The sequence below is a fragment of the Sulfurovum sp. bin170 genome (assembly GCF_010892395.1).
Taxonomy (GTDB): domain Bacteria; phylum Campylobacterota; class Campylobacteria; order Campylobacterales; family Sulfurovaceae; genus UBA1140.
The window spans coordinates 1-11,999 of sequence record NZ_JAACKB010000366.1 but is presented as its reverse complement, the minus strand read 5'-3'; the positions used below and the strand labels follow the sequence as shown (position 1 = coordinate 11,999).

Sequence of the window (11,999 nt, the reverse complement as noted above, 5' to 3'; positions counted from 1 at the left end):
ATTTACAGCTGTTCCAGGGTCAACTTCACTATTTGGAAGTGGCTCTTGATATAGTACAGTTCCCTCTTCAATATCATCACTTGTCTCCTCGACAACAACAACTCCTAAAGTTAATTGTGCATCTATAAGTTTATACTCTGCATCATAACGGTCAAGATTTATTAAATCAGGAACTTCAACTTTTTCAGGTCGAACAGCTATCTCTATATTAATCTCGCTACCTTTTACAACTTCTGTACCAGCATCTGGAGTTTGAGTTAAAATAGTGTTTTCAGGGGCATCTTCTGATATGGTATAACTCTGTTTACCAACCAGTAATCCCTCTCTAGCTAGTATGGTTTGAGCCTCTTGAATATCTAGTGAGACGATATTAGGTACTTCAACTCTCTCAACTCTTGGTACTAACCACTCTGCTCTCTCACACACCTCATCTTGTGCTACAGCAATAGCAAATAGATTTCCTGTTCTCATCGCCTTTTTGAGTCCAGCAATAGCCTTTTCATAAAGTTCTAGCTGTGTTGGTAAAGCTTCTGCTTTAATCTCATCTATCAGTTTACTCTCTTGCTCTGCTAGATGCCTCATTAGAGTTAAAAAATCTTTTTCACTAAGATAGATACGATTATCAATCGCCTCTTTTACTCTTTTTACAATATCTATAGCCACTCTACTCTCAAAATGTTCTAGTACAGAACTAAAAGCTTTGAGCTTATATTTCAATGCCTTATCCATCAAGAAACGAAGTACCATATTGAGATTTGATTTGATACTTGTAATCTCTAAATGAAGTTGTTCAAGAACGGTCTCTGAGAGTTCAATATTTATACTTTTGTTATCATCATCTGGTAGAATCTTTATAGTTTTATCTTTTGATTCAAGTTTAATATCTCCACCACTACTTTGTATGAGATTGATACTCTTGATTGCTCCTACCTGATCGGCTCTAACTCTGTGTGGATTATCTGTACTATTTATATGAGCAGTAACATCATTATCAATCTCTTGATTACTTCGTATGATTTTACGCTCACTACTCTTAACTATATAAGTATCACTATTCTCATTTTTCTCCAAAGTAGCTAGAAATACACCTTTATGATTCTCTTTGCTTGTATAAAGTCTGAGTTCAAAAGTCTCTAGGATACGATTAGAACAACAGTTCTCGTCACAGCTCTCTCCTTTGGTTATCGACTCTACACTATCCTTCTTACACTCTTTGTACTCTATATAGAGATAAAGAATTTCATTTAAAGAGTTATTTTTTATAGAAGCTTTATTACGATTCATGATAATGAGATTTCCACAAGAGTCCAATGCTTCTCCAGCTGTAATATTCATCGTGAGATTATCATCTTCTTTTTTAATAACATTTGAGACATCAAGCCCACTAAGAATACCACTCCCTTCAAGTTCTCTGTTTAAGAGGAGACTCTTCCTATGAAAATAGTCCTGTTCAGTCTGAAAATCATCTACTGTGAGTAGTTTGCCATAGAAGTAGTTATTTCGTTCAAATGCAACTACCATTTCGTTATTTTTTTTATTATCTGTTTCCACTGTTTATCCTTTAATGTAAAATGGCATCACTATCAATGCGTACGCGTTCCAAACTTCTCATATCACCCTCGGTAGCAGGAGCCAACCCACCAAAAGGTATCCGAACATCACCTAGATGCACTTTTCTCTTTTCAAGCTTCGTATTGATTTCCAAAAAAACATAACTTCCCAAAAGGATATTATGCTCTAGGGGAACTACACTAGCTTTTGTATAGGCAGGTTTCCACTCCTCTACTATGCGTCTGATTGTCTTCACCTCCTCCATGTTGTTATACTGTTCAGGTTTTAGAAAAACACAAAAGCTATAGTTGTCTATATCTTTATCTTTTTGACATCGTCTATGCATAGGCTCTTGAATGAGTGGAACAGTGCCACTATAGATTTCAATGACTCGTTCAATACCCTTTCTCGTACCACGAATATCAAAAAGTTTTGGAGCTTCACTGATAAGCTTTCGCCAACTCTTCTCATCCCAACTCTCATCATAGGTTAACCCCAACCAGCTAGAGAGCCATGCCAAATTCTTTTTTGAGGTCTCTTTGCTATCTATAAGTGAAGGGGTATTGGCTCTTCTTTCTTCGAGTTCTAAGAATGTGGTTTCAAATATAGAGAAAAAACGCTCCAATATCATGGCAGATTTTTCATTCTCGTGATAGTAAGTTGGTAGATACTCTAGGTAGGTTGAGCGAGGATAGATTACTCTTAGACTTTTGATTGTTGGTGAGTTTTGGAGTGTCTGGTCTCCGATTAGATATATTTTCAAAAATAGGTATTGTCCTTGAAGATTATCAGGCAGAAGCGTATCTCTGTTTAGATTTTTTATAGTTGTATAAGAGCTACCATCAGGTAATGGATTCTCATTACTTGCTACTACCTCCATGCGAATATCACACTCATCTGGAGTATCATAATCTATGAATATCTTGTGCCAACGAGTATTATACTCTAGCGAATCCACCAATAGATATAGAGGGCTGTTTTGTGATATATATTCACGACTCTGCATTGAATATCTAAGCTCTCCACTCTCCAACTTCCAACTCCTACCCATGCAGTCTTCAAGAGGATATGATGATGGTTTATCTACAGAGACAATCTCACCACCCTCATTTAAAACTATCGGCTCATCAGTAGCGTTCTCTTTTATAGCTATTAGACATCTTGCAAAACTAGGAACCGATGGCTTTAGCCTCGTCTTGTTCGGGACTAAAGTCTCCGATTCCAAAGAGTTTTGCAAGATGTCTATTAACTTTTCACTATATTTAGAGATGGAAGAGGCTACAATATTTCTGCTCCATATGGTCTGTCCATTAGCCAAGAAGTGACCCTCTATACGCTCGTTGAACTGAACAATAACTATCTCTCCAATAGATTCAATATCTTTGATGGGTTCATCAAATTGTAAAGCTGTTTTTTGAAGAGTCTCCACACTACTATAGTATCGCCAAATCAGCCCAAAATTATCTAATAGAAGTAACTCATCTCTGTGATCTCTATAGCAGAATGCTTTGATAAGAAAATCTAGTTTTTGGGGTGGATAGCTAACAGAACGCATCTTAGACGGCAGAGATACTCCATTCTTATCAATAGAGTAGTTGCTATCCCCCTTGATTCTCTCTGCACTTATAAATTGTTGTTTTTTCTTTTTCACAATGCACCTCCACACGCTAGGCTACTCTTTTCAAATGTCACTCTATGAACTAGACTTCTAATAAGCGACTTCTTTTCGATGGTATATACTTTTTTTCTGTTATCATATGTTCCCTCTCCATGAAATGATATATCAAATATACATGAGATACCCTCTATAGACTCAACTAGAGCATATATATCTGAAACATAGACTCCACGCCCAAACTCCCAACCACTCTTATCATCTCCACCTCTTAGTGGATGTAGATACTCATCAATAGCCTCTACACTGTCTCTGCGAACTCGCCCCATGTCAAAATGTGCATGAATTTTTATGTGAAGAGTGATTCCCACCTCTGTATAGATTGGTTTGATAACATCTATAACTGTGGTAATAAGCCGTCTGCTATCCAAAAATCTACAGACTCGTCTACAGAAGAAATCATCAGGCATTGGATAGTCACCTCTACTATATGGGACAACAACAACAGCTACACAGTTCTTTTTTTGCTTATCTACAAAAGCTTTTACTCTTGCTACACGCAGACCTGCTGTCATCTTGGCAAGGGTCTCATAATCCTCTAGTGTTACAGCCTGTGTAGGTGTTTTCCAACGCTCTATAATCGTAGCAAAGCGTCTCTCATAACTAGGGATAGACTCTGCACCATTAATGCCTCTAGGATTATAAAAATTTAACGCTTCAAAACCTTTAATAGTCCAAGAGTCAGCCCTATTGGCTACTACTCCACTCTCACCTCTAGTTATAAGATATTTGCAGATAATAGTATCGCCATACGGAGCGATAGAACCTCTCTGCCCATCTCCAAAGAGAACCTTTTGTGTGGTATTATCATAGATAAAATCTCTATCCTCCTCTTTGGAGTTTTGAAGCGTATCAACACGCCTCCAAGACTCTATCTTGCCACCACTCTCTACCTCAATAGCAACTCCACTACCCTTAGCATCCAACAGAGACTCATGACCCAAAGTCAACTCTTGATTCGCTTCACCACTACTTGTTATCCTCTCCACTATAGCTTCACTCTGCTCTATCTCTATACTGTTAAGATAGATATTTTTGATAAAAGGGGCAATCATATATGAGCTGTTTTTCAATCTACATATTATTAAAACTTTTGCACTGCTACTAATTGGTTTGTCAATTGTAAATGAAACCATACCACTATAACGAAGATTTAGACTCTTATCCTCTTTTGGTTCTATCCAATAAGTTACATCATCTATAGTTATATACCACTCTAATTTAATACTATCATGCTCTTGCAACCATAGATAATCATCTCTCCACTCCTGATTATAAGAGGGAAGATTAGACTCATCTAGTTCAATATATAGATTTAGATCTTTTGAGGGAATCCCATTTAAAATGAGACGGAAAAAGTTCTCCTCTTTAGGCTCCTCTCCAAAAGCATAAAAAGGCTCAATCTCACCACTATCAACTCGTCGTGATATAAACAATTCACTCTCTCTAAATACATCAATACGGTCAATTTTAGCAGGATTTCCACAAAATCTATTTTTGGTACGAAAGACTCTTTTTCTCTGGTTTATCTCCATCTCAATAGCCGTTCCTACATCAATTTTTATATCAGATGAGACACCCTCCGTAGAGACAATCATCCCCTTTGAAGCTCTGGCACTAGGGTAGTGGTCTCCAAGAAGTGCCAAAAACTTCTGTAGGTGCTTAGGGGTAATACGATTGAGCCGATAGAGTTCAATATCACTTAGCCACGATAGCATCTCCAAAAAGGTAATCCCTGGGTCTGATAGATTATGCTCACTCCATCTTGGGGCATCTTTGGGCAATCTAGCCTCTGACTCCTCTCTGAACTCTCTGTATCCAATATCATCAAGCTCTGGTACTATAATACTCATCTCTCTACCTCCACTACTATGATTTTATGTTCACCTGATGCAATAAGTGCATAAGGGGGAATCGGTATAGATTTACTATTTGAGTCACTAAGAACTCTCTTATCATTAGCACTCTTCATTATCACCTCAATATTACTTATATAATCCACATAGGGGATATGCTCCAACAGACCAATTACATCTGATAGGCATACAGATTCTCCAAACTCCCATCCAGCTCCATTAATTTTCCCACTCAATGGATGTAGATAAGATTCAAGGGAACTTAAAGTATCTTCATGAATACGGTCTGCGTAAGAGACCTCTTTGGTGTGAAGAGTGGCTACTACATTGATACAAACATATTCAGGAGCAATTACTTCTAGTGAAGATACGGCAGAGATTCTTGAATCAAGATACTCCGCTATCTGCTGACGAAGCAGAAAGGAAGGTTTTGGCATCGGTTCATCTAAAAATGGCAGGAGAACAACACTGTTACTACCACTTTCACTTAATGAAAAAAGTTTTGCTTGTGCTATGTCTGCTGAAGCTTCATAGACTAGTGATTCAATATCTTGCTGATTAATGCCACGATTACGATGGCGTATCCTAGCAGGTGCTTTTTGGATAAGCTTCTCATTGGACTCTGCTTTGGCTCCTCCTGCTATAGAGAGTGGATTGGTAACCTCCTTGACAGCAGGTATTGTAGTGATTAATTTCTTGACACTGTGAGCTTCTCCGTTGGCTCCAACCTCTCCACCATGACTATATTTAGCCCAAACACTGTTTAGATAGATGCCTTGGATAATATCCCCTTGGTCACCATCTCCTACTGGTATATCAAAAAAGTTGGAATCAGAAGGCTTCGCCTCCGTTGTTTGGGAGCTATCCTCAATAAAATCAATCCTAATCCAATATGCCAAAGTGGCAAATAGCGTAGATGCTCTCTGCTCACTTGGAGCCAAAAAACTTATGGTTCCACTGTTTTGAAGTGCTTGGCTCTTATCCTCTATTTTTAGTTTTCTCCATGTAGAATCTATATCTTCATAGAAGCACTTAATAGTACGAGTGAGTTTTAGCTGACGAATAGCTACAGCAAAAAAGAGACTTACTAACCCCAACTCAAAAGGGTTATCAAATCCCAAATAGAGAGACCTATCTCTACCCTCAAAACTTTTAAAGATAGGAGTTGGTATCTTTTGATGTTTTTTATAATTATAATTATTGTAGGCAATAATAGTTTGAAACTCCTCTGTTGACCCTTTGACTGTTATATAGTTAAAGCTCAATGTTGGTGCTGTATAGGTGGTGCTTAGTGCATTTTGAGTAATCTCAAAGGTGGTTGTTTTTCCTTCTGAACTTAGACACTCTTTGGTTACTACCTGAGCTGTATTAATCGTGGTTTGAGCATATCCACCTGCAACAATACGCACCCGTATCCAGTAGCTCTCTATATCATTGTGTTTAAAGAGATTAATATCATTGGGTATGGTAAATATAACATCTTTTTCTCTATATTTTATATTCAATTGTTGCCAACTTTTACCACTATTGTACTCCCATGATAGAGTAGCTTTACCATCTGTTAGTAAACCTATATTATCCAAGAGTAATTTTACCTTATGACCACTCTTTGAAAACCCCTCCGTTGAAGCTAGATACCAGCTATCTTCAAGCTTAGGCTCCTCTCCAAAAGGGAAAAAAATTTCACTCAAATCAATAGGCACATCATTGGTAAAAGAGGCATCAAGTCCACTAATCGAACTTAGACGAATAGCAAAATTATCTATACTTATTGGTTTATCTACAACATCTATCGTGGCTCTAATCCAATATCCCTCTTCACCATTAACCGTGGTAGTGGAGGTTGGTGTTGTTTGCTTCTTTTTTAGATAGATATACCGTTTTCCAACTTTTTTTCTAAACTCTATCCATCTTTGAAGCTCTCCATTATCTTCCCAATAGAACCACTTTATATCTTTTTGGCTATCTTCTTGATATGGAATACGCAGAGTAACCCTCTGTCTCTCTCCATAACCTTTTTGAAAACGGAAAAGTTTATCATCTCTAATATAGAGTTCATGCCTATTCGCTTCACCCTTGGAGTCCAAAAAAGCATCTTTTTTAGCGATAAGTTGTGACCATATATCACTGATGGTATCCTCTCTCTTATTAACAAAATAGCAAGAGAGTATCTCTGCTCTCATCGCTGTAAACTCACTTTGCGTCTCAAAAACCTCTTTTGATTGACTCATAAGCTGACTTTTTATAGGTATCCGTGCTGATTTGGCTCCTTTTTTTCGTAACTTAAACTCTATCGGAGTTAGGGCTGATTGTGCCTCTTTGGGTCTCATCTCTAGTCTGTCAAGATAGGATAAAAAGAGTTTTTGAGGTACTCTGTTGAGTCGATTAGCAATCTGTGTGGACATCTGACTAAAGGATTTAGCCACAGCCCAACCCACCTCACCATCTCTTGGTTTCCACTCTGGAAGATATGAGGGAATTAAATCTCTTATGGAGTTCTCAAAATCTTCTACTTTATCTAGTGTCAATATTGGTGGTCTCATCTCAACGCCCCTCGCTCATATGGTAGGGATAGACTATATTGTATCTACTATTGGTACTTATAACTCGATACTCAATATCAAACTTCAAAATACCACTATCTATATACTCACTTCGAATATCCATCACCTCTATCCGTGGTTCATAAAGAAGTAGAGCTTTTCGAATATCCTCTCTCATACGCGTCATGGTGACCGAGTTAATCACCTCAAAAACAAAAGAGTGAATCCCACAACCAAACTCTGGCTCCATCACCCTCTCACCTTTGGCAGTTTTGAGTATAATCAAAATAGCTTCTCTAATATCCTCACTCTCTTCACTAAGTAGAAATGCTCCATCATCACCAATATCGACAGGAAATTTCCATCCACGTCCTAAAAATTCTCTCTTCATAACACTCTCCTAGCCAATCAATACAGTAGCCTCACCCATAGCGATGCTATTGGGAGGACCACTCTCTACTATACTATCACCCATACGAGCAACAGGCATACCGTTTATAAACACCGTTGTACTACCCATAACAACCATGCCACCAACATGAGGTACTGTACCTGTTACCAGTGGACAGGCATGAAAGTCTATCCCCACTCGCCAAGCAGGAAGCCCACCGATAAGCACATTGGCACTCCCTGGACCAGGAGAGAGTGGTGTTCCGTGTGAAGTGGTATCGCCCACTCTAGCTACTGGATTTCCCATCAGTTTATCTTCACTAGTGAACCTTTGATAGTAGTAATAGCAGAGCTTATTAGCTCCGTACCACTTCCACCCTCTAGTTTCAGTGAAGCTCCTGCTTTTATTGTTACATTCATACCACCCTCCAAGATGAGGTCACCACTACTTTTGATGGAGACTTTGCCACTATTTGCCTCCATCTTTATCTCACTACCACCACTATCTTGGATTAAAATCTCATTTTTATCATCATTAATCACTATCGTGTGTCCCCCTTTACTTAGCAGAGTCACCGTTTTACTCTTGTCATCAAACTCAATCTTATGCTCATCTGATGATGCTAAAGTCAACTTCTCCTCCCCATCACTATCATCAAAAGTTAGTGAGTGACCACTTCTAGAGACTATTTGTCTAATGTTATTCTTCTCATCATCATTGTTCTGTGGAGGAAGATTTAGACCACTCCAGAGAGAACCAATAACCACAGGATACTCAATCTTGCCATGTTCAAAGACCACCAAAACCTCATCATCAATCTCAGGAATAAAATAGATTCCCTGCTCACTCCCTGCCATAGGGGTTGAGACTCTTGCCCAAAATGATTGCTCACCCTCTTGTAGCCAGTTAAACTGTACTTTTATGCGTCCAAATGATTCAGGGTCAACATTATCCACAACCAAAGCAGATACAACACCCTTATGCTCTCCATTTTGGGTTGTACTTTTTATTCTCTCAAAGGGATTCATGGATTCTGTCTCCTCTCATCTCAAAGTGGGTTGTAAAACCCTCTTCACCAATACGATGAATCACACGCGTTAGATAGTACTTACCATTGTGTTCTCTACAAAAACCTTTTAGCTCTATCACCGTGGAAGGGGCTAGTGTTGGTACTCCGATTATCGAGCCTTTCAGTTCTACAAAAGTATAAGCAAATCTCCTCATCATCGCATCTGCCTCAGACTTTGCTGACTCACTATTCTCATAGTTTTCACTAAGAGGATAGGATATATCAGAAAGCCCCAATCTATCAAGAGAAGCAGAAGCACTCTCCCAACTACTCTCCACACTACCTACCTCATCCAAAGTTGACTCCTCTGCAATCGCCTCTCTATTTAGTACATCCCACCCCTGTGTCTTTACAGACTCAAAGAGATGAGTAATGTCATGCCGACAACTAATTTGCAAAGGAGTAACACCAAAAGTAAAAACTTCATCTGTGGCTCTATCAACAGCAGGTGACTTAAAACAGATAGTCTCACCTCTACTATGGAATTCAAAACCACATCTCTTTGCAAGTCGTGCAAGAAAAGAGAAATCACTCTCATGGTCTTGTTGTATATGGTTGTAGATAACCCCACTATCCTCTATATCACTCTCTAAGCCATAATTAGCAATAACAGCACTAGCCACCTCACTATCACTCATCTCCGAAAAGCTTCTCTGATTATACTTTTTCATAAGCAAAAAGAGCAAATCACACCCCTCGACCTCTATGCTCAAATGTTTATCATCTCCATAGTGATAAGTCACAGAGCTTATAACTCCATCCATCACATCCACAAACTCACTTAGATACCCTATACGAATCTTCACACTAGCACCCATCTTGAAAATCCAAGGCTCTGTTATCTCTAATGTGTCACTTATTGTCTTGGTAATAGTCATACTAAAGAGCGAAGCCATCTCACTACTCAAATCAACCTCTAAGTTGGTGACATAGAGATGAGATTTACTAATCAACTCTCCATCGATAAGAACCTCAACCTCGGGGGCATTAAACTCTTGGTTTTTGGAGGCTAGTGAGGACATTACTTATCCTTTGGTGCTAATCTCACCATAGAACCCAGTTCTATATTAAGTGGGTCATCAATCCCATTATCTCTAGCCAACTTACGCCATAGTGTGGGGTCTTGATAATGATTGTGTGCTAAATAAAATAGTGATTCACCCTCTTTTAGTTGATGGACTTTAGTGACATCTGATGAGTGAAGTTCATTCTCTTTTTCAATCTCCTCGGTACTCTTGTAGCGTTTGAGTTTGAGCGTCACATTGGCTCGTGCTGGTGTTCCATCACTATAGAAGTAGGTAAACTTACGGCTATACTCACTAACAACCCCATAAAAGGTAAGCGACCCCCAAACAAATTGACAAGGTGGAGGTGCATGTAACTTCTTATCCATCCTGCTAATATCATCCAAATTAAACAGTTGAACTCTAACATCTATCCCTTCACTTGTCGTATCAAAAAGAAGATTTAGAGTCAAATCACCCTCTTTGATACTCTTGAACTGGTCAATCGCATTTTTGAGTCCAACAAGCTCATCTTCTTTATAGATATTGGTTAGAGTTTCTGTATACTCATTGGGATTAAACGGCAACTCGAAAGATTCATCTTTATACTCACCTGCCATTATATTGATTGTCATCTTCTCCACTACTTGCTCCTTACCATACCCTCATGGGCAATCTCTAACTCTTCAATAGCCACAGAGTTACTAGTAGCACTAAGTGTTGTACTACTCCACTTAATAGGGTAGGCGTTGTTAAAAACAAAATAGGTCTGTACTCCTCTAGCTTCATCTAACATAGTCACTTTGATACTCTTCTTTTCCAGCGCTTGTCCATATAGTACCGCATCTCTACAGCGAGAAAACCATCTCCATAGCTCATCATCAACACTCATGCCACTCTTGAGTTTGAGTGTACTTTGCACAACTGCTTTTGGAAGTTTATGGACAAAGTAACCTCCCCCCTCTCTATAATCCTCCGTCTCTATCGTTTGCTCAAAACCACTCACTTCTGAAAAGCCACCTACTACAATGCCATTAAACTCTACTAAAAATCTAAAATTTAGTATTTTTTTTGCTCTACTATCTGCCATAGTCTCCTCCTCTTCTCATGATTTCACGACTCCATTTTGCTTCAACTTTTGCCATCACATCAGAGCTGACTCTTTGGATAACTCTCTGCTCTACAGTGTTTATTAAATTCTCTATCTTCTCTTCATGGCTATCTGTTACCTCTACACCATTTTTTATAGTTATTGGGGAGTTAATGTTACTGTATGAGTTGGTATTTTGTTCCTCTTTTTTTATATTCTCTTTTTTGTAAGTTATCTCTACGATTGTGTTATCTGCTCTGTTATAGTTTAGCTCCGTAGGTGTGACCATGTCACACACTATATTCTGATTTGAATTGAATGAATATTTTGAATTTTTATTTAAAATACTTCTTGAAAAACTAGGAAACGATGGCTTTAGCATCGTTATATTCGGGACTAAAGTCTCCGATTCCAAAGCGTGCTTCTCGTTCCATCCTCTCTGAGGTGGAATGTTTAGAAGATTCAATCGTTGATTTTTGTTGTTACTGCCTATGCGTTCCACCTCAGAGAGGATGGAACGAGAAAATGTGAAAGAGTTTGCTGTTTTATATTTTGAAGAGCTATATTTAATATCTCCACTTCTATGAAAAATAAAACTGTTTTTTAAACTTTTTAGATTTTTTAACTTTTGAAATGCTTTCATACTCTCATATTGATAAAAAGAGAGAAAATTGTTTTTATTCTCTATACTCTTATTCGACATCTTGTAAAACACTTTGGAATCGGAGACTTTAGTCCCGAATATTGCGAGGTTAAAGCCATCGGTTCCTTTCTCGTTCCACCTCTCCTGAGGTGGAATGAATAGAGAGTGAGGAATATT

General features: G+C 38.4%; 11 protein-coding genes. All 11 read right to left on the bottom strand.

The genetic code is table 11. The features are described from left to right. A partial coding sequence (locus tag GSY74_RS11055) for a PASTA domain-containing protein (RefSeq protein WP_164664734.1) occupies positions 1-1,551 on the bottom strand: 1,551 nt, incomplete at its 3' end. A 10-nt stretch (positions 1,552-1,561) separates the two neighbouring features. Then, on the bottom strand, positions 1,562-3,202 hold the full coding sequence (locus GSY74_RS11050; protein ID WP_164664733.1) for a phage tail protein: 1,641 nt from the start codon (positions 3,200-3,202) through the stop codon (positions 1,562-1,564). Further along, a complete protein-coding gene (locus GSY74_RS08785; RefSeq protein ID WP_164664732.1) occupies positions 3,199-5,079 on the bottom strand; it encodes a baseplate J/gp47 family protein in 1,881 nt (626 codons plus the stop codon). The genes GSY74_RS11050 and GSY74_RS08785 overlap by 4 nt, the downstream gene beginning before the upstream one ends. Continuing rightward, positions 5,076-7,625, bottom strand: coding sequence for a baseplate J/gp47 family protein (locus GSY74_RS08780; RefSeq protein WP_164664731.1), 2,550 nt, complete (start codon positions 7,623-7,625; stop codon positions 5,076-5,078). The genes GSY74_RS08785 and GSY74_RS08780 overlap by 4 nt, the downstream gene beginning before the upstream one ends. 1 nt (position 7,626) lies before the next feature. Continuing rightward, the gene (locus tag GSY74_RS08775) at positions 7,627-8,016 is read right to left on the bottom strand and encodes a GPW/gp25 family protein (RefSeq protein ID WP_164664730.1); all 390 of its coding nucleotides are present in this window, start codon (positions 8,014-8,016) and stop codon (positions 7,627-7,629) included. Between the two features lie 9 nt (positions 8,017-8,025). Continuing rightward, positions 8,026-8,322, bottom strand: coding sequence for a PAAR domain-containing protein (locus tag GSY74_RS08770; RefSeq protein WP_164664729.1), 297 nt, complete (start codon positions 8,320-8,322; stop codon positions 8,026-8,028). Continuing rightward, entirely contained in the window at positions 8,322-9,044 is a 723-nt protein-coding gene (locus GSY74_RS08765) for a phage baseplate assembly protein V (protein WP_164664728.1), read from the bottom strand. The genes GSY74_RS08770 and GSY74_RS08765 overlap by 1 nt, the downstream gene beginning before the upstream one ends. Continuing rightward, on the bottom strand, positions 9,031-10,107 hold the full coding sequence (locus tag GSY74_RS08760) for a phage late control D family protein (RefSeq protein ID WP_164664727.1): 1,077 nt from the start codon (positions 10,105-10,107) through the stop codon (positions 9,031-9,033). Before GSY74_RS08760 ends, GSY74_RS08765 begins: the two co-directional genes overlap by 14 nt. Continuing rightward, positions 10,107-10,724: a LysM peptidoglycan-binding domain-containing protein gene (locus GSY74_RS08755; protein WP_255494588.1), complete on the bottom strand. Its 618-nt coding sequence runs from the start codon at positions 10,722-10,724 to the stop codon at positions 10,107-10,109. Before GSY74_RS08755 ends, GSY74_RS08760 begins: the two co-directional genes overlap by 1 nt. An 8-nt stretch (positions 10,725-10,732) precedes the next feature. Then, on the bottom strand, positions 10,733-11,179 hold the full coding sequence (locus tag GSY74_RS08750) for a phage tail protein (RefSeq protein WP_164664725.1): 447 nt from the start codon (positions 11,177-11,179) through the stop codon (positions 10,733-10,735). Continuing rightward, positions 11,169-11,999 (bottom strand): hypothetical protein (locus tag GSY74_RS08745; protein ID WP_223157515.1); only part of this gene is annotated, 831 nt, incomplete at its 5' end. The genes GSY74_RS08745 and GSY74_RS08750, both read right to left, overlap by 11 nt.

Excerpts from the sequence above, each read along its gene's own strand:
- GSY74_RS08785 (WP_164664732.1), bottom strand. The coding sequence starts at position 5,079 with ATGAGTATTATAGTACCAGAGCTTGATGATATTGGATACAGAGAGTTC.
- GSY74_RS08780 (WP_164664731.1), bottom strand. The coding sequence starts at position 7,625 with ATGAGACCACCAATATTGACACTAGATAAAGTAGAAGATTTTGAGAAC.
- GSY74_RS08775 (WP_164664730.1), bottom strand. The coding sequence starts at position 8,016 with ATGAAGAGAGAATTTTTAGGACGTGGATGGAAATTTCCTGTCGATATT.
- GSY74_RS08770 (WP_164664729.1), bottom strand. The coding sequence starts at position 8,322 with ATGGGAAATCCAGTAGCTAGAGTGGGCGATACCACTTCACACGGAACA.
- GSY74_RS08765 (WP_164664728.1), bottom strand. The coding sequence starts at position 9,044 with ATGAATCCCTTTGAGAGAATAAAAAGTACAACCCAAAATGGAGAGCAT.
- GSY74_RS08760 (WP_164664727.1), bottom strand. The coding sequence starts at position 10,107 with ATGTCCTCACTAGCCTCCAAAAACCAAGAGTTTAATGCCCCCGAGGTT.
- GSY74_RS08755 (WP_255494588.1), bottom strand. The coding sequence starts at position 10,724 with ATGACAATCAATATAATGGCAGGTGAGTATAAAGATGAATCTTTCGAG.
- GSY74_RS08750 (WP_164664725.1), bottom strand. The coding sequence starts at position 11,179 with ATGGCAGATAGTAGAGCAAAAAAAATACTAAATTTTAGATTTTTAGTA.